This window comes from Mesorhizobium sp. P2_B5, assembly GCF_056404775.1.
The window spans coordinates 1,245,770-1,263,332 of record NZ_JBFUDJ010000001.1 but is presented as its reverse complement, the minus strand read 5'-3'; the positions used below and the strand labels follow the sequence as shown (position 1 = coordinate 1,263,332).

General features: G+C 62.7%; 19 protein-coding genes. 8 read left to right on the top strand and 11 right to left on the bottom strand.

Annotated elements, in window-relative coordinates; genetic code table 11:
* The first annotated feature begins 11 nt into the window (after nucleotides 1-11).
* Together AC1D1N_RS06395 and AC1D1N_RS06390 are read left to right on the top strand one after the other, a co-directional pair.
* The gene (locus AC1D1N_RS06395) at nucleotides 12-1,484 is read left to right on the top strand and encodes a cryptochrome/photolyase family protein (RefSeq protein WP_477347290.1); all 1,473 of its coding nucleotides are present in this window, start codon (nucleotides 12-14) and stop codon (nucleotides 1,482-1,484) included.
* Nucleotides 1,481-1,891, top strand: a complete 411-nt coding sequence (locus AC1D1N_RS06390) for a DUF2177 family protein (RefSeq protein ID WP_477347288.1) — start codon at nucleotides 1,481-1,483, stop codon at nucleotides 1,889-1,891. Before AC1D1N_RS06395 ends, AC1D1N_RS06390 begins: the two co-directional genes overlap by 4 nt.
* Here the strand turns inward: AC1D1N_RS06390 and AC1D1N_RS06385 are convergent.
* From AC1D1N_RS06385 to AC1D1N_RS06365, 5 genes are read right to left on the bottom strand one after another with little or no spacing between them, the layout of a single operon-like run.
* Nucleotides 1,830-2,462: a hypothetical protein gene (locus tag AC1D1N_RS06385; RefSeq protein ID WP_477347286.1), complete on the bottom strand. Its 633-nt coding sequence runs from the start codon at nucleotides 2,460-2,462 to the stop codon at nucleotides 1,830-1,832. The two genes, AC1D1N_RS06390 and AC1D1N_RS06385, sit on opposite strands and share 62 nt — an antisense overlap.
* A gap of 1 nt (nucleotide 2,463) precedes the next feature.
* Nucleotides 2,464-3,492, bottom strand: a complete 1,029-nt coding sequence (locus AC1D1N_RS06380; RefSeq protein ID WP_477347284.1) for an SAM-dependent methyltransferase — start codon at nucleotides 3,490-3,492, stop codon at nucleotides 2,464-2,466.
* A gap of 2 nt (nucleotides 3,493-3,494) precedes the next feature.
* Nucleotides 3,495-4,319, bottom strand: a complete 825-nt coding sequence (locus tag AC1D1N_RS06375; RefSeq protein ID WP_477347282.1) for a DUF1295 domain-containing protein — start codon at nucleotides 4,317-4,319, stop codon at nucleotides 3,495-3,497.
* Nucleotides 4,320-4,327: 8 nt separating this feature from the next.
* On the bottom strand, nucleotides 4,328-4,972 hold the full coding sequence (locus AC1D1N_RS06370; protein WP_477347280.1) for a ChrR family anti-sigma-E factor: 645 nt from the start codon (nucleotides 4,970-4,972) through the stop codon (nucleotides 4,328-4,330).
* A complete protein-coding gene (locus AC1D1N_RS06365; protein ID WP_477347278.1) occupies nucleotides 4,969-5,550 on the bottom strand; it encodes a sigma-70 family RNA polymerase sigma factor in 582 nt (193 codons plus the stop codon). The genes AC1D1N_RS06370 and AC1D1N_RS06365 overlap by 4 nt, the downstream gene beginning before the upstream one ends.
* Before the next feature lie 219 nt (nucleotides 5,551-5,769).
* On the opposite strand from AC1D1N_RS06365, the gene AC1D1N_RS06360 reads away from it, so the two are divergent.
* The 6 genes from AC1D1N_RS06360 (at nucleotide 5,770) to AC1D1N_RS06335 (ending at nucleotide 11,180) form a co-directional block, all read left to right on the top strand.
* On the top strand, nucleotides 5,770-7,119 hold the full coding sequence (locus AC1D1N_RS06360; protein ID WP_477347276.1) for an NAD(P)/FAD-dependent oxidoreductase: 1,350 nt from the start codon (nucleotides 5,770-5,772) through the stop codon (nucleotides 7,117-7,119).
* The gene (locus AC1D1N_RS06355; RefSeq protein WP_477347389.1) at nucleotides 7,116-8,009 is read left to right on the top strand and encodes a DUF1365 domain-containing protein; all 894 of its coding nucleotides are present in this window, start codon (nucleotides 7,116-7,118) and stop codon (nucleotides 8,007-8,009) included. Before AC1D1N_RS06360 ends, AC1D1N_RS06355 begins: the two co-directional genes overlap by 4 nt.
* The gene (locus AC1D1N_RS06350; RefSeq protein WP_477345362.1) at nucleotides 8,010-8,495 is read left to right on the top strand and encodes a TspO/MBR family protein; all 486 of its coding nucleotides are present in this window, start codon (nucleotides 8,010-8,012) and stop codon (nucleotides 8,493-8,495) included.
* A 539-nt stretch (nucleotides 8,496-9,034) separates the two neighbouring features.
* The gene (locus tag AC1D1N_RS06345) at nucleotides 9,035-9,196 is read left to right on the top strand and encodes a hypothetical protein (protein ID WP_477347274.1); all 162 of its coding nucleotides are present in this window, start codon (nucleotides 9,035-9,037) and stop codon (nucleotides 9,194-9,196) included.
* Nucleotides 9,197-9,321: 125 nt separating this feature from the next.
* Nucleotides 9,322-9,888: an OsmC family protein gene (locus tag AC1D1N_RS06340; RefSeq protein ID WP_436257741.1), complete on the top strand. Its 567-nt coding sequence runs from the start codon at nucleotides 9,322-9,324 to the stop codon at nucleotides 9,886-9,888.
* The gene (locus AC1D1N_RS06335) at nucleotides 9,888-11,180 is read left to right on the top strand and encodes an NAD(P)-binding domain-containing protein (RefSeq protein WP_477347271.1); all 1,293 of its coding nucleotides are present in this window, start codon (nucleotides 9,888-9,890) and stop codon (nucleotides 11,178-11,180) included. The genes AC1D1N_RS06340 and AC1D1N_RS06335 overlap by 1 nt, the downstream gene beginning before the upstream one ends.
* 20 nt (nucleotides 11,181-11,200) lie before the next feature.
* Here the strand turns inward: AC1D1N_RS06335 and AC1D1N_RS06330 are convergent, their stop codons facing one another.
* From AC1D1N_RS06330 to AC1D1N_RS06305, 6 genes are all read right to left on the bottom strand, one after another.
* The gene (locus AC1D1N_RS06330; protein ID WP_477347269.1) at nucleotides 11,201-12,619 is read right to left on the bottom strand and encodes a S8 family serine peptidase; all 1,419 of its coding nucleotides are present in this window, start codon (nucleotides 12,617-12,619) and stop codon (nucleotides 11,201-11,203) included.
* On the bottom strand, nucleotides 12,609-13,277 hold the full coding sequence (locus tag AC1D1N_RS06325) for an anti-sigma factor (RefSeq protein WP_477347387.1): 669 nt from the start codon (nucleotides 13,275-13,277) through the stop codon (nucleotides 12,609-12,611). Before AC1D1N_RS06325 ends, AC1D1N_RS06330 begins: the two co-directional genes overlap by 11 nt.
* A 14-nt stretch (nucleotides 13,278-13,291) precedes the next feature.
* A complete protein-coding gene (locus AC1D1N_RS06320) occupies nucleotides 13,292-13,858 on the bottom strand; it encodes a sigma-70 family RNA polymerase sigma factor (RefSeq protein WP_352555779.1) in 567 nt (188 codons plus the stop codon).
* Between the two features lie 287 nt (nucleotides 13,859-14,145).
* Nucleotides 14,146-14,985: an alkaline phosphatase family protein gene (locus AC1D1N_RS06315; RefSeq protein WP_477347267.1), complete on the bottom strand. Its 840-nt coding sequence runs from the start codon at nucleotides 14,983-14,985 to the stop codon at nucleotides 14,146-14,148.
* Between the two features lie 95 nt (nucleotides 14,986-15,080).
* Nucleotides 15,081-16,736, bottom strand: coding sequence for an ABC transporter ATP-binding protein (locus AC1D1N_RS06310; RefSeq protein WP_112562026.1), 1,656 nt, complete (start codon nucleotides 16,734-16,736; stop codon nucleotides 15,081-15,083).
* Complete coding sequence (locus AC1D1N_RS06305; protein ID WP_112562025.1) at nucleotides 16,736-17,560, bottom strand: ABC transporter permease; 825 nt, start codon at nucleotides 17,558-17,560, stop codon at nucleotides 16,736-16,738. Before AC1D1N_RS06305 ends, AC1D1N_RS06310 begins: the two co-directional genes overlap by 1 nt.
* Between the last annotated feature and the right edge of the window lie 3 nt (nucleotides 17,561-17,563).

The following is a 17,563-nucleotide window of genomic DNA, read 5'->3' as shown; positions in this document are numbered from 1 at the left end:
CGGGCCGCACAATGAATGGCAGGTCAGGTTCGGCGCCGACCATTGTACTGTTTCGACGTGACCTCCGCGTTAGCGACAACGCCGCCCTTGCGGCTGCGGCCGACCGCAATGGACCTGTTCTGGCGCTCTTCATTCTTGACGAAGACATACAGCGAACTAGGCCGATGGGGGCAGCAAGCCGCTGGTGGCTACACCATTCGCTGGTCGCGCTAAGGCAGAGCCTGGAAGTTTCCGGCGTGAAGCTTGTTTTTGCTCGGGGCAGAACACGAGATGTCGTCGCCACGGCCATTGCGGCGAGCGGTGCGGATTGTGTGTACTGGAATCGTCGTTACCAGCCGGCTGAAGCGGCAGTAGACTCGGCGCTGAAGACGAAACTTCGCGAAGCCGGGCTGATCGCGCAAAGCTTCGATGGCGCGCTGCTCCACGAGCCCTCCCTGCTCAAGACTGGCTCAGGCGGATACTACAAAGTCTACACCCCTTTTTGGAAGGCACTGTATAACGGGAGCGCCCTACGCGATCCGATCGATGCCCCGAAATCAATCAACGGCTGGGAGGGCAAGTTCGACGGCCTGTCCCTGCACGACCTCGACCTCCTTCCCAAAACGCTTGATTGGGCGGAAGGGCTTGCAGATCGATGGACCCCTGGCGAAGCCGGTGCTCGGCAACGACTGCAAGCCTTCAACCACGAGGATTTGGCTGACTACGAAAACCCACGCGATATACCCTCCATTCGGGGCACCTCGCGCCTCTCACCCCATTTAGCGTTCGGCGAAGTCACGCCAGTTCAAATATTCGCCGCACTGCAGCGATCGGACGAGGCCGGCGCGACGCAATTCCGCAAGGAAATCGGCTGGCGAGAATTCTCCTATCATCTTCTATTTCACAATCCTCACCTGCACGATCACAGCTTCCGCCCCGAATTCCAGGGGTTCACGTGGCGCCGCGACCGCGGAGCGACAAAGGCCTGGCAGACCGGGATGACGGGTTACCCGATCGTAGATGCAGGCATGCGCGAACTTTGGCGAACTGGGTGGATGCACAACCGCGTGCGCATGATCACCGCCTCCTTTCTTATCAAGGATCTGATGATCGACTGGCGGGAAGGGGAGAGATGGTTCTGGGACACTCTTGTCGACGCGGACCCGGCGAACAATCCCGCAAGTTGGCAGTGGGTAGCCGGATCAGGCGCGGATGCCGCGCCCTTCTTTCGAATCTTCAACCCTGTCCTTCAGGGCGAAAAGTTCGACCCGCATGGCGGCTATGTACGCCGCTATGTTCCGGAGATCGCTGGCTTGCCCGACCGCTACATCCACCGGCCGTGGGAGGCGCCAGCTGCCTTGCTAGCACACGCGAAAATAGAGCTCGGCAAGACTTACCCAAATCCGATCATTGATCATGGCGCCGCACGAGACCGGGCATTGATCCTTTACCAGTCCATAAAAGACAAGGCCAAGATATCGAGTGCAAAGGAAACAGCTTCATGATCCGCTACGCGGTCGCCTATGCAACCACCCTGGTCGCCTTCCTTGCCATTGATGCAGTCTGGCTAACCACGATGTCGCAGCGCCTCTACCGCCGCTATCTCGCGGACATATTGGTGGACGACGTCAATCTCGCGCCGGCTGCCCTGTTCTATCTGATCTACATCGGGGGCATCATCGTCTTTGCTACCGCGCCGGCGTTCTCGACCGGCAAGTGGACGACGGCGGCAGTCTATGGCGCGCTCTATGGGTTCTTCGCCTATGCGACCTACGATCTTACCAACCAGGCAACCGTACGCGGCTGGCCGACTATCATCACGGTGGCCGATATTTGCTGGGGTTCTCTGCTCAGCGCGGTGGCGGCGGTTCTTGGTTTTCTGCTGACCCGCTATTTTCTGCGCGGCGCCTGATGTCGGGCTCCTCAGACTTTGCGACGGCGCCCGACAAAAGCAAGCCGACAAACACGATCAATGTCGCGGCGCTCAAGGCGTTGAGCCCGACCATGCCGCTATTGTCGGCAGCGCTATAGTCGGCCAGTGGCTGACCAAAGACGCGCTCAGGTATGAAGTAGGCCGCAGCGCAGAGCGCAACGACAGCCATCCCGACTGGCCGTTCGCAAGGCCTGAACAAAGCAGCGCCGATCAACGCGCAAGGAACGAGGAATATCTCGACCCCCGACCCGATACCGAACGCCTTGGTGCTGAGGATGCCATTGGCGATGCCTGTCAGCGGCAGCATGAGGCGCCCGGCGAGCGGATATTGCCTGGCAACTGCTGGAACGGCGAGAAAGAAGGGCGTCGACACAAAAGTGAGAAATGACGGCGCGACTTTATCGGCGCCGACCACCGCCCATAGATAGAGAGGGTAGAAGGGCTGGTTCCAGGCGACAACGAGCGCAATCCAGTTAGCGGCAGCTGTCAGCGGATCGTCATGCGCGGCATAGGCGGCGATCCGCTGCCAAAGGCGCGCGAGCCCTGGCATGTCAGCCGGCCGGCCGGAGCAGGTAGTGGCTAACGCCCCACTCCTTGCCCCCGGCATGGCCGAACAGGCCCTCGGTGGCGAAGTAGAACAGCCGCCAGCGCCGACGCCAGAGCGACACATCAGCGCCGTAGACAGACGAAAGGATGGCGTCGATCGGGCCGCGGTTCGCGTCGAAGCGCGCGAGCCAGTCGCGGGCAGTGCGTGCGTATTGCAAACCGCTCCAACGCCAATCGCGCTCGATCGAGAAGCAATCCGGGAATTGGCTGATAAGGTTGTGGCTCGGCATGATGCCACCCGTGAAGAAGTGCTGAGCGATCCAGTCGGCTTCATCGTGATGATTGAAGCGGTAAGGGCTATGGCGATGGTTGAAGATGTGGACGAACAGCCGACCTTCGGGCTGGAGCCAGGTTCGGATACGGTCGAGCAGGTCGCGCCAGTTAGACATGTGCTCGAACATTTCAACCGATACCACGCGGTCGAACCGCGCTGGCGGCTGGAATTCATTCATGTCAGCGGTGATGACCTCGATATTGCGCAGCCCGAGTGCTGCCGCCTCCGCCTGAATGTAAAGTCGTTGCGGCGTCGAATTCGACACCGCCACGATTCGGGCCGAAGGAAAACGCTGCGCCATGAACAGCGTCAGCGAACCCCAGCCGCAGCCGAGTTCGAGGATCGACTGACCGTCGCGAAGCCCTGCATGGTCAACGGTCTGCTCCAGCGCGGCGATCTCCGCCTCGGCCAATGTCTCCCTCCCCGTCGGATACAGGCAGCAAGAATATTTGCGGCGGGGACCAAGCGTCAGCGCGAAAAACGCCGGCGGCAGCTCGTAATGCTGCTCGTTCGCTGCTGCCGTGTGCTCGGCTATGGAGCGGCCAGCCATGTCTTTGGCAAAGCGCCCGTCGTCGACTGAGGGCCCCGCCGCCAGCCGCCGCCGTGTCCGACCGACGAGAACCTCAATGCCGTAGCGGGTGGCGGCGTCTGGCAACGGCGCGCGCTCGACAGCGCGGATTGCGGATGCGATCAGGCTCATCCTCATCTCCTCCAATCGGCGGCAGCCGCCCTTGGTGGGCCTGGCCAGAACGCATTGACGCGCGTCTGGTAGCGGCGAAAAGGCTCGCCACGCGAGCGCAGCATATGAGCCTCAAGCGGCGGGATGCCCGATACATGGACAAGCAGCCAGTACATCAGGACAGGGCCGGCCAGCGTGATCCATCCCCATGCATAGCCACCTGAAGGATCGATGCCGATCACCACATAGGAGAGCCATGCCAGCCATTCGAAGAAATAGTTGGGGTGGCGCGACAGGTGCCAAAGGCCCACATCGCAGACCCGGCTTTTGTTGGCGGGGTCCGCTCGAAAGGCCTTCAACTGGCGGTCGGCCGTCGCCTCGCCGCCTACCGCCAGCAGCATTAGCATTACACCGGCCCAATCATTTGCACCGAAGGCGTAGGCGGGATTGTAGGCAGCGGCTACAATCGACAGCACAAGCAGGAAAGCGGCCGCGGCCTGGACCTGCAGAAACCAAAACAACCTGGCGCGGAAGCTGGAGCCCCATTGTTCCTTCAGCTGACGGTAGCGCGGATCGTCGTGGCCGCTGCGTGCGGTCCGGTTGGCGATATGGAGGCCTAGCCTCAGCGACCAGGCGAGTGCGAGAATGGCGACCAGCCACTGCCGATGCACTGAGCTGTCACCGGTCGAAACGAGAAGTGCCGCCAAAGCGCCGAAGATGCCGACGGCGAATGACCAGATCGCGTCGATCCACCCCGACCGATCCGTTCTCAGTGCAATAGACCACGCCGCCACCATGGTCACCGAAAGACAGATAGCAGCAAGGACGAGGGGGGTAGCGACGCTCATGGAACGTCTCAGCCGCCAAGCAGAGGTTGGATCAATCGTCCAAAGAAGCCACGCAGCCTCATCTGCCCCTCAAGCGCGGCGATGCATATACACTCCCCGCTCTCGTCTACGACCGGCTGATGCTGAACCTCATCGTCAGCCTCATCCAGGTCGCCAGGACCGTAGCGGCCACGCGCGTCGGAAAGCGAGCCCTTCAGCACTTGAGTGTACTCGTAGCCGGAATGGCTATGCTCCGGCATCCTGCGCCCGGCCGCCACCTTCAGCAGCATGACATTTGCTCCAGCATCTTGCGGGACCGTCACCCGGCTCCAGCGCACTCCGGGACCGATCCAGCGCCATGGACCAACGCCGCACCCATCCAGAGCCGCAGGCAGGCGGATGCCGATATCGGCGCGCGGCGGCCTTGGATGCTCCTCCGGCCTTTCGCCGTCGACCTCGATCCTCGCCATCTGCTGGTCCAAGGCATCTTCGCTCATCGCTTGCGGTTCTATTTCGTCGAGGAAAAAGCCGCCTGTGGCTTCGAATTGCGCAATTCGTTCGGCACAGACCGGGCAACCGCCGATATGAACCGCCACAACGATTCGCGGTCCGGCCTCCAGGGCGCCACTGGCTTGGCGGAGCAACGTCTCGTCGCTTGGATGATGATTGATCATTTGAGGTCGTCCAGGATCAGGCGAAGGCGGCTGAGTGCCAGCCGCACGCGCGATTTAACGGTACCGAGCGGGATGCGAAGCTGGCTCGCTATTTCCGATTGAGGTTTGTCGCCGAAGAATGACAGCCGCAGGATATCGGCCTGTTCGGGAGACAACAGGGCAACCGCAGAGCGCACGCGTTCTTCGCGCTCTGTGGCGATCACAGCCGCCTCACCCGAAACCGGGCTGTCGGGCTCGTCCGAGGGGTCGAAAGCGCTGGCAACGGCCGCAGGTCGGCTTTCCCGGCGTAGCCGATCGATCCGCACGTTGCGGCCGATCGTAAATATCCACGTCGAGACCCCGGCGCGCGCCGGATCGTAGTATGAGGCCTTCTTCCAGACCAGCAGCATAGTCTCCTGCGCGATGTCCTCGGCGCTGGAAACCGCCATGCCGGATCGCATCATAAAGGCCTTTAGTCGCGGGGCGTAGAAGCCAAAGAGTAAGGCAAAAGCCGAGCGATCGCGTCGCTCCGCTACCGCGGAGAGCAGACGCTTGGCTTCCTCGGCCGACAGCGACTCCGTATCAGTGCGCATGGTCATCGCTATTTCGATCCTCGTGCGATCGAACGTACGCGAAACCGTGCCGGCAATGAACTCGTATCTCGATGCATACATGCGCCCTGATACGCGCTGCCAGGGCGTTCGGATCACAAGGTCCGCGGCATTCCACCCGACTGTGATCCATGCCGCCCGCGGCCGCGTAGAAGTTGAAGTTAGGATAGGAGGGCAACCCCTTCCACTGGAAACTGGAGCGTGCGTATGACGGCAGCGGGCAAACGCCTGGTCACGGATCGTCCGATGGACATAGCGGTCGTCGGCAGTGGGATATCCGGACTGTCGGCGGCGTGGCTGCTTTCGCAGCGCCACAACGTATCGTTGTTCGAGGCAGATACTCGGCTTGGCGGCCACAGCAACACTGTCAATGCCGGCGGAACCCAGGTGGACACCGGATTCATCGTCTACAATGAGGTAACCTATCCCAATCTGACGGCTCTTTTTGCCCATATAGGTGTGCGCACCAAGCCATCCGAGATGTCCTTTGCGGTTTCGCTGGACGGCGGCCGCCTGGAATATTCCGGGACCGGGTTGGGCGGTCTTCTTGCACATCCCGGCAACGTCACACGCCTACGGTTCTGGCAGATGCTCAGGGAGTTGCTTCGATTCTATCGCGAAGCGCCCTACGACATTTCACGGATCGGCGAGAGCAGCCTTGCCGAGTATCTGGATGCCAAAGGCTATGGTGCAGCATTTCGCGAGGACCACCTGTACCCGATGGCAGCCGCGATCTGGTCGACGCCGGCGGCTGAAGTCGGGAACTACCCGGCCGCCGCCTTTATCCGGTTCTGCGACAATCACGGCTTGCTGAAGTTTGCCGGCCGGCCGATGTGGCGGACGGTTGATGGCGGCAGTCGCAATTACGTCGAGAATTTGGCTGGTCGATTTACCGGCCGGATATTCCTGGGGCGTCGCGTGCGTTGCATTGCGCGGAACTCGGGAGCGGTATGGCTCACCGATATTGACGGCGTCGAGCAACGCTTCGACCAGGTGGTGGTAGCGACCCATGCCAATCAGGCGCTGGCCATGCTTCCCGACGCGAGCCATGAGGAGAAGCAGTTGCTGGGTAGCTTTGGCTACAGTCGAAACGAGGCCGTGCTGCACTCGGATCCCCGCCTCATGCCGCGCAGGAAGCGGGCCTGGTCGAGCTGGAATTACCTTGCCGAAACACGCGGTGAAACCCGCCAGCTCTCGGTCACATATTGGATGAACAGGCTGCAGTCCCTGCCTGACCAACTGCCGCTGTTTGTCACCCTCAACCCCGCTATGGAACCCGAGGCTCGCGCGGTAAAACATAGCGTGATCTACGAGCACCCGGCATTCGACACCTCCGCGATGCGCGCCCAGAAGAAACTTTGGTCGCTCCAAGGGGTCCGCAACACCTGGTTCTGCGGCGCCTATTTCGGTGCCGGTTTTCACGAGGACGGACTGCAGTCCGGCCTTGCCGTGGCCGAGGAGCTGGGTGGCATGCGGCGCCCTTGGGATGTGGTCGACGAATCGGGCAGGATCCACCTTTCGGCAGCCGTTGAGCGGCCTGATCTGGCAGCCGCCTGATGCCAGATGTTCAATCAGCCCTTTATACCGGCAGGGTCATGCACCAGCGCCTGAAACCGCGCCGGCACAGGCTGTCCTACCGTATGTTCTTTCTGCTGCTTGACCTTGATGAGATCGACAGTCTAGCTGCAAGGCTATGGCTCTTCTCGCGCAACCGGTTCAATTTTTTGAGCTTTGCCGACCGGGACCACGGCGACGGTTCCGGCGGCGCGCTCAAGGCCTATGTCGAGCGCCAACTGAACATGGCCGGAATCGAGATCGACGGCGGTGCTGTGCGGCTTCTGTCGATGCCGCGGATGCTGGGCTATGCCTTTAATCCGCTCAGCGTCTATTTCTGCTACCGCTGGCAGGGCGATCTCGCCGCCATCCTCTATGAGGTGAACAATACGTTTGGGCAGCGCCACACGTATCTCATCCCTGTCGAGGATTGCGAACGCCAAGGCGTGGTCGAGCAGCATTGTGTCAAGCGCTTCTATGTCTCGCCTTTCATTGGCATGGGCATCCAATATCGCTTCCGGATCGGCCTGCCCGATGAGGCCGTGTCGCTTCACATAACCGGCAGCGACGGTCAGGGACCTCTGATCGTCGCCAGTTTCTCGGGCAAGCGGCATCCGCTCAGCGACGCGAGGCTGGCGGCTACCTTCTTGGCTTACCCTCTTCTGACGCTGAAGGTCATCGTCGGCATTCACTGGGAGGCGTTGCTTCTCTGGGCAAAGGGAATGCGCCCGCACGAGCGCTCGCATCCCCCGCACCAGCCCGTCACACTTGTCGCCGTGGAGAGGCGGGGGAGATCGGAGCAGATCCCATCGAGCACAGAAAAGCCAAATGCGCATGGCCGACTTCCCCGAGCCGGTCGACCTTGGAGGGCGATGGGCCATAAAGCCGGGTAGATGGACATTGCTTCGATCATCGGACTCGCCTGCTTCATTGCCGCCTGTTTCCTCGCGGCGCTCATGGGCGCGTTGTTTCGCCCCGGCGAATGGTACGAGCGACTGAAGAAGCCGTCGTGGAGGCCCCCGAACAGGCTTTTCGCGCCGGTATGGACGGTCCTCTATCTGATGATAGCGGTTGCCGGGTGGATGATCTGGCGGAAGGCCGGCTTCGCCGGCGCCGGCTTGCCCGTGGCGGTCTATGCATTGCAGCTCATTCTCAACGCCGCGTGGTCGCCGCTCTTCTTCGGTCTGCACCGCCCCGATCTCGGCTTCGTTGATATCGTTCTGGTCTGGATTTCCATCATCGCGACCATCATGCTTTTCTACCCTATCCACTTTGTCGCCGCGCTGCTGCTCGTGCCTTACCTTGTGTGGGTTACGTTCGCCACTGCGCTGAATTTCGCCGTGTGGCGTCTGAATTCGGTTGCGTCGCCGCCAGCATAACCGGGCGTCGAAGATATCGCGCCACCCACCCCCGCCGACTACCCACCCGTTCACCACAAGCTGGTGCCCGGCGCTCTTTTGAAAGGGCCGACATCGGAAGAGATTCACCCACCGTAAGCCTCGTGCACCGCTTGCCCGTACGAATCCACACATAATCTAACGCCAGCGGATACTCCGCCCGGAAGGTCTGACGATGAAGTCGAGTTCACGGGTCGTAACGGCGCCAAATCTCCCCGACATCCCCTAGCGCTGATGGTCACTTTCAAGCGTTCACGGATGACCTACGAAGTGAATGAACAAGAGGTTCAATCTTCGACCCGGCTCTCGCTCTTTTGGCGTTGGCGGGCTGCGAGACTACCGCATCGATCGACACCTGCGATCGAACCTCTGACAGCATAAATGTTTCGAGATGTGCGACCTCTGTTACCAAACGACAGTTTCGGTGCAACCTTGCAGATACAAATGTGGAGCATTTAACAGACCGTTGAGCGGCTGCGTTGGCATAGCCCGAGACACCGAAAGCTCTACAGGAGAAGAACATGTCAGTGTTTGAAACGGTCGCGCGCTATGGGGCGGCCATCAAAAACGCCCGTGAAGCACGAAAGTCCGAACGCGTTCTGAACAGCCTGCCGATGGAAATTCAAAAGGACATTGGCTGGCCGGTTACACCGCGCCAAAAAAGGCTCTCATCCGACAGCTGAGGCCGGTTCTCTGAGCGAAGCCAGGCGATCCCACGCCCACTCCCATGCTGCGTACAACCCGTCCGTGGGAAGACAATGCGTCCGCTGAAAAGTTGGACCCTCATTCATCAACAGGAGTAAGACCTATGAACAAGCACACGGAAATCGCAACCAATGGTGTCAACGTGGCCGCCTTGCTTGGCGCCCGCGAGGCGCTGAAGGATGCCCCCGAGGCCGCCCGCTTCAAGTGGCGCGCGACGAGCGAATGGGTCAAGGGGACCCACAACCGAGCCACAGTCGACGGATTCTTCGGCCTGGGCGCAGAACAGCAGCATCGCCAGACCTACAAGTTCGAGTCCGATCACCCGGAAATCTTTGCGTCCGAGGACAAGGGTGCGACACCCGTCGAATTTGTGCTGGTCGGCCTGGCCGGCTGCCTGACCGCGGGCATCGCGGCTGTTGCGCAAAATCGCAACATCCAGCTCCATTCGGTCAAGGCCACGCTCGAAGCCGGCATGAATATCCAGGGCATCCTCGGCATCGATCCGGACGTGCGCAACGGCTTCGACGGCATCAAAGTGCACTACGACATCGACGCGGACGCCAGCGCGGAAGACATCGCCGCTCTCGTCGCGCAGTCGCAGAAGCGCTCGGCCGTCTTTGACGTGATCACCAACCCGACCGATGTAACGGTCACCTCGAGCAAATCCTGATGAGCGAAAGCGCATCGCGCGGGATCGCCGGCACCGTTGACGTCGTCGTCATCGGTGCCGGTCACTCAGGCCTGGCGATGAGCTATCTGCTGGGCCAGCACTCGCTCAGACATGTGGTTCTCGAGCGAGGCGAAGTCGCGAATAGCTGGCGCACGGAACGCTGGGATTCGCTGCGCTTGCTCACGCCCAACTGGATGGCGCGGCTCCCCGACTACCCATACCAGGGCGACGACCCGGACGGCTACATGAGCGCCGGGCAGATCGCCGATTTCATTTCCGACTACGCCACATACACATCAGCACCGGTTCTAACGCGCACCGCAGTCAACAGAGTTGAGCAGAGCAGCCACGGCTTTCGGGTGGAAACCCAAAATGGGGGCTGGCTGTGCCGAGCCGTGGTGCTCGCCACGGGTGCCTTCAACAAGCCGGTTGTTCCGCGACTGGCCGAGGCCATTCCAGCCGCCATCGAACAACTCTCGGCTCACTCCTACCGCAATCCCGGGCAGCTTGTCCCTGGCGGGGTGCTGGTGGTTGGGGCATCGGCGACAGGTCTGCAATTGGCGCAGGAGATCCAGCTCAGCGGCCGGCCTGTCACGCTCGCGGTGGGCGAACACGTCCGGCTGCCGCGCATCTATCGAGGTCGCGATATTCAATGGTGGATGCTTGCGACGGGCGTGCTCGACCAGCGCATCGAAGAGGCTGACGACCCCGACCGCGCCCGAAGAGTCCCGTCGCCGCAGCTTGTCGGCACATCAGACCGGACCACGCTCGACCTCAATGTCCTGCAGGGGCAAGGCGTTAAAATCGTCGGACGCCTGATGGGCATTCGCGACGCAACAGCCCAGTTTTCAGGAACGCTTCGCAACGTCTGCGCGCTTGCCGACCTGAAGATGAACCGGCTGCTCGCATCGATCGACGAATGGGCAGAGGCGAATGCACCGTCCGGCGTTGGTCCCATCGAGCGCTTTGCCCCCACTGCAATCGACGCGGCGCCGCAACTGAAGCTCAAACTCGGCGAAGACGTTCGCACGGTGCTATGGGCCACCGGTTTTCGGCCGGATTTTTCATGGCTGGATTTGCCGATCTTCGATCGCAAGGGCGACCTGAAGCACGATCGAGGCGTTGCTGACGTTCCAGGGGTCTATGTTGTGGGCCTGCCATATCTGCGTCGCCGGAAATCGAGCTTCATTCACGGCGCCGAAGACGACGCGCGGGAACTAACCGCGCATCTGACCGACTATCTCGACAGGACGATCAAGCGTGAGATGCCACTGCGCGCTGTTGCCACTTGAAGGGGACCGCGCCGCAAAACTCACTGCTTCGCCGCTTCGGCCGCCTTGAGGTCCAGCAGCCCATAGCCGAAATCCTTGTCGCGGCCCTTCGGGCCGAGATCCCGGGCGGTGGCGGCCAACGCCTTTTCGATGTCGTCGGCCGAGCGCTCGGGCGCGGCGTGGATCAAATTGGCGATGGCGCCGGAGACGATCGCGGCGGCAAACGAGGTGCCGGTGACCACGTCCGAGCCGGCGCCGCTCGGCGCCACCATCTCGACGCCGGGCGCCGAGATGAAGACGTAGGCGCCGCGATTGGCCTGCGGCATCAGCCCGTCCTTGGCGTCGGTGGCGGTCACCGCGATGACGCCGAGATAGGCGGCGGGGTAGCCATAGGGCGCTTTCGGCCCGTTGTTGCCGGCCGCCGCAACCAGGATGATGCCAAGCCCGCGCGCATTGCGGCAAGCGGTGGCGAGCAAATCGTTCTTGGGGCCGACGAAGCTCATGTTGATGATGCTGACATTCTGCTCCGCCGCCCAGTCGAGCGCCGAAAGGATGACATCCATGGTCGACCTGCCGTCCTCGAAGGCGCGCGCATGATAGATCCTGGCCCCGGGCGCCATGCCTTCGAGCGCGCCGACACCGGCGATCAGCCCATCGACCGAGGTGCCATGGTCGCGCTTTTCGATCGGCACTTCCGGCATGGCGTCGAACTGGTCGGCAATGACGCCGGACAGCGCCGGATTGGTGTCGTCGATGCCGGTGTCGATGACGGCGACGCGCACGTTCTCGCCGCTGGCTTGCTTGTTGTCGAGCTGGATGCGCTCGAAGGCATAGTTGACGATGCCGGCCGCCTGCTGCAGCGAATAGATATGGTTTGGTTCGCGCCGCTGGGTGCGGCCGTCGGCGGCCAGCTGCGCCAGCACGGTGCCGACCGGGCGGCCGTCGGGAATGCCGAAGCGCACCAGCGTGGTGCCGAGCAGCCGCGACTGGCGCTGCGAGCGCACTTCGAGGCCGAAGGAGGCGGCGATTTGCTGAACGGCGCCGGCGTCACCATCGACAGTCACCAGCACCTCGTCGGGCACGAACGCGCCGGCGATGGCACGCCGCGGCGCGGTCGCGACAAGATCGGTCGGCGAAACGATGGGCCCACCGGCTGGTGGCCCGGCCTGCGTGTCGGCAGGCGGCGCTGACGGCCGTGGCGTCGGCACCGGCGCCGCGGCGGCAGGCGGATTGGGAAACAGGTCGACGATCAGCGCCGGAAGGACAACAGCGCCCTGACCGCCTGCTCCGCCACCCTTGTCGTCCTTGGGGCAGTCGGCTGTCGCCGCACCGGTCGTGTCGGTGCAGTCGGTCTTTGTGCGGCCGGCATTGGAGTCGTTGGTCTGCGCTAAAGCGGGCACGGCGACGATTGTCATCGCCGCCGCAAGGACTGCAAATCGAATGACCGCCTTAGCTGCCATCAACCGGTTTCCTTCCCTCGATCACAGTCTCAGCGAAAGGCTGGGCCGCAATAAGGCCGAGCAACTTGGTATAGTCTGCTCCGGTCTTGGCCGGGAGGGCAATGCGGAAGACGCCCGAAGCGGTCGGCCCGCCGGCGATCTTCAGCCCGTTCTGGTCGAGGAAGGCGGCGATGTCGGACATCCTGGCCTCCGGCTTGAACTTAACCAGCGCGAACGGCAGTTTCGCCAGCTCGTCCTCGGCCCCGGCTATCTCGAAATCATTGCCCTTGCCGCCGGTGTGCACGTAGGACTGCACCACCACCAGCGCCAGCAAGACAGCGGCCGCCGCCCAGGCGACACCGACCGGCACCGCCATGAAGCGATCGAGCGCCTGGGCCAGCCAGGACCGGCCTGCCGGCGCGCGTGCCGGCCCGGCCTCCGCATCGAGGGCCTCGGCAAAGCGGCTGAGCGCATCGGCCGGCGGCCGGATCGCTTCATTGGCGGCAGTGGTGCCGGAGAATTCGGCCTCGGCCTCGCCAAGCGCCGCCATCGCCGCCGGATCGGCCGCCAGCCATTCCTCGACGGCTTCGAGGTCAGAACCTTCCAGCGAGCCGTTCAGGTAGAACGGCAGCAACGTTTCCATTTCGTCGCGGCGCGACATCTTTTCAGCGGCGCTCATATCTTCAGGATTGCTCATGGCCACCCCCTATCGTAACCGGCGGCCTTCAGGGCTTCGCCGAGTTTCTTGCGGGCGTAGAACATTCGGGTCTTGACGGTGGCGACGGGGATGTTGAGCACCTCGCCGATCTCCGTCACCGACTGTCCGTGGTAATAGGCAAGGTCGATCACCGAGCGGTGTTCTTCCGGCAAGGCATCGACGAAGCGCCGCAAGGCGGCGCCCTTGTCTTCCTTCATGGTCGCGACTTCCGGCGTGTCGGCGCTGTCAGGGACCTGCGCCGCATCGTCATCGTCGATCCAGTCTTCCTTTTTCTTGCGTAGCATCGACAGTGCCTTGAAGCGGGCGATGCCGAGCAGCCAGGTCGAGACTTCCGAGCGTCCCTCGAAGCCGGGCGCCTGGCGCCACAGCTCAAGAAAGACCTCGTTTGCGATATCGTCGGCCATCATTTCCGATCCCGTCTGGCGCGCCACGAAGCGGTAGACCCGCGCGTGGTGACGCATGAACAGCAGCCGAACAGCGGCACGGTCGCCCTTCGCGACCCGGTCAACAAGCGCGCGATCAGTCTCGGTCGCTGCCGTCATGGCCGGTCGAGCCGCCTGGCTCCTGTCTGCTCTGTCGCCGATCGGTCCAAAAAGGTTCATCCTTCCGCCAAGGAATTTTGGCGAAGCTAGCCGAAGAGAGGGAGTGTTGCCAGAGCGTCTCCCTTCTCCCCGTCACTATACGGGGAGAAGGTGCCGGCAGGCGGATGAGGGGCGGCATCGGCGCATGTTGTTGATACCGAACGTTCGCGCTGCCCCTCACCCTTACCCTCTCCCCGTATAGTGACGGGGAGAGGGGGTCGCGAACGTTGGCTCAGCGACCGCCTCCGTCACCCCAAAAATGCCTTCGCCTTCATCGTATCCGGCACCGGCACACCCAGCCGCTTCAGCACCGTTGGCGCTAGCTGCAGCTGATCGAGCAAAGTGTCCGCATCCGGTCCATTGCCTTGCCCAAAATAATACAGCGCGAAATCCTGCATTTCGTCGTCATGGCCGCCATGATGGCCGCGGTCGGTCTGGCCGTGGTCGGCGGTGACGATCACCTCGTAGCCGGCTTGCCGCCAGCCCGGCAGGAAGGCGGCCAGCATGCCGTCCATGGCATAGCAGGCATGGTCCATTTCGTGGCAGTCATGGCCGAAGCGGTGGCCCATCGAATCCAGCGTGCAGGTGTGCAGGATGCCGTAGTCGATATCATGGCGCCGGGTCAGCATGGTCAGCGTCGCAAACAGGTCGACGTCGCTTGGGGTCATCTGGTTGCGCAAGTTGTAGCCAGTCATGGTGTGGAAGCGGCCATGCGTGATCGGCCCGTCCGGCTCGTCATATTCCATGTCCTCGACCAGATCGAACGGATAGGAGCGGAAGAATTCGGACCAGTAGGAGTGCGTCACCGCCCCGGTCTTGCCGCCGGCCTTGCTGACCTCGGAGAAAATGTCCGGCTTGTTGACCAGAAAACGGTTCTCGTTGGACAGGATGCCGTGTTCCTGCGGCGTGACCCCGGTGTGGATCGAGGCATAGCAGCAGGCCGAGGTCGACGGCAGCACCGAGCGCATCTTCCAAACCTTCGCCTCGCCCGATTGCACCCAGCCCTCGAGATTGCCCATCAGCCGGCGCCAGTTCCGGTAGGGCACGCCATCGAGGACGATGAGGAGAAGCTTGGTCTTGAGCGCCATCGGCGGCTCCATGCGGTCTTGCGGGAGAGGTCAGCATCCGGGGCGGCCGGCCAGGCCAAGCCCCAGATGTCTTGAGAGAGGCGGAAGCCGGCCGCCTAGTTGCCCGCGCTCGCCATGCGGCGTCCCTTGATCGCCTTTTCCAGCCAGCCGATCTCCATCTCGGGGACGGAGGACAGGAGCAGATCGGTATAGGCGTCGAAGGGCGGCGTCAGCACCTTGCTCTTGGCGCCATAGCGCACCACCTCGCCGCGATACATCACCGCGATCGAATCGGCGATCGACTTCACCGTCGCCAGATCGTGGGTGATGAAGAGGTAGGCGACCTTCTCGTGCTGCTGCAGGTTGAGCAGCAGCTTGAGGATGCCGTTGGCCACCAGCGGGTCGAGTGCCGATGTCACCTCGTCGCAGATGATCAGCTTCGGCTTGGCGGCAAGCGAGCGGGCGATGCAGACGCGCTGCTTCTGGCCGCCGGACAGTTCGGCCGGATAGCGGTCGAGGAAGCCTTTGCCCATCTCGATCTCGTCGAGCAGTTCGGCGACGCGCTTGTCGCGTTCGCGGCCGCGTATGCCGAAATAGAACTCGAGCGGCCGGCCGATGATGGTGCCGACGGTCTGGCGCGGGTTCATCGCCACGTCGGCCATCTGGTAGATCATCTGCAATTGCCGCAGATCCTCCTTCGGCCGGTCGGCAAGCCGGTTGGCAAGCGGCCTGCCGTCGAAGGTGACGGTGCCTTCCTCAGGTGGCAAAAGCCCGGTGATGGCGCGCGCCAGCGTCGACTTGCCGGAGCCGGATTCACCGACGACGGCCAGCGTCTGGCCCGGATAGATGTCGACCGAGACGTTCTTCAGCACCTTGACGTTGCTGCCGCCATAAGCGGCGGTGACGTTCTTGACCGACAGGAACGGCGTCGCGCCGGGCTTCTGCTCGGCGTGCTCGATCTCATGCACCGAAACCAGCGCATTGGTGTATTCCTGGCGCGGTTCCTTGATGATCTGACGGGTGCCGCCCCATTCGACCAGCCTGCCGTGGCGCAGCACCATGATCTCGTCAGAGACCTGGGCGACGACGGCAAGGTCGTGGGTGATGTAGAGCGCCGCGACATGGGTGTCGCGAATGGCGTCCTTGATTGCCGCCAGCACGTCGATCTGCGTCGTGACGTCCAGCGCGGTGGTCGGCTCGTCGAAGACGATCAGGTCGGGCTCCGAGCACAGCGCCATCGCCGTCATGACGCGCTGCAGCTGGCCGCCGGAGACCTGGTGCGGAAAGCGTTCGCCGATGGTTTCGGGGTTAGGCAGGCTGAGTTTCTTGAACAGCGCCACGGCACGTTTCTCGGCCTCGGCCCGTGTCGCCGTGCCGTGCAGCAGCGTGGCTTCCACCACCTGGTCCATCAGCTTGTGCGCCGGATTGAAGGCGGCGGCGGCCGATTGCGCGACGTAGCAGACCTCGCGGCCGCGCAGCTTGCGGAAGCCTTCCTTGCCGCCCTTGAGGATATCGCGGCCGTTGAGCAGCACCTCGCCGCCGGTGATGCGCACGCCGCCGCGGCCATAGCCCATCGACGACAGGCCGATGGTCGACTTGCCGGCGCCGGACTCGCCGATCAGGCCGAGCACCTTACCCTTTTCCAGCGTCAGCGAGACGTCGTGCACCAGCACGATGTTCTTCGGCGCCTCGCCGGGCGGGAACACTGTCGCTTCGATGCGCAGGTTGCGGATATCGAGCAGCAGGCCGGGCTTTGCTTTGGTGTCAGCCATCACCCGCGTCCTCCCTTCAGGCTTGTCGTGCGATTGAGGATCCAGTCGGCGACAAGGTTGACCGAGATAGCCAATGCAGCGATTGCCGCCGCCGGAATGAGCGCGGCGCCGATGCCGAAGACGATGCCGTCCTTGTTTTCCTTGACCATGCCGCCCCAGTCGGCATCCGGCGGTTGTACGCCAAGGCCGAGGAAAGACAGCGTCGACAGGAACAGCACGGCATAGATGAAGCGCAGGCCGAGTTCCGAAACCAGCGGCGACAGCGCGTTGGGCAGGATCTCGCGGAAGATGATCCAGCCGCTGCCTTCGCCGCGCAATTTGGCGGCTTCGACATAGTCCATGACGTTGATGTCGACGGCGACAGCGCGTGACAGCCGATAGACGCGGGTCGAGTCGAGGACGCCCATCACCAGGATCAGCGTCACCAGATTGGTCGGCAGCACCGAGAGCACGACGAGCGCCATAATCAGCGTCGGGATCGACATCAGGAGATCGACGAGGCGCGACAACAGCGTGTCGAACCAGCCGCCGAATACCGCCGCCGAAAAGCCGAGAATGGCGCCGAGCGAGAACGACAGCGCGGTGGCGAGCACGGCGATGAACAGTGTGATGCGGGCGCCATAGATCATGCGCGACAACAGATCGCGGCCGAGATTGTCAGTGCCTAGCAAATGCGCCGCCGTCATCGGTTCCCAGACATCGCCGACGATCTCAGCATTGCTGTAGGGCGCGATCAGCGGCGCGAACACTGCCGCCAGCACGAACATTGTCGTCAGCACGATGCCGATCAGTGCGGGGATGGGGATGCGTCTGATATCGAGCATGCC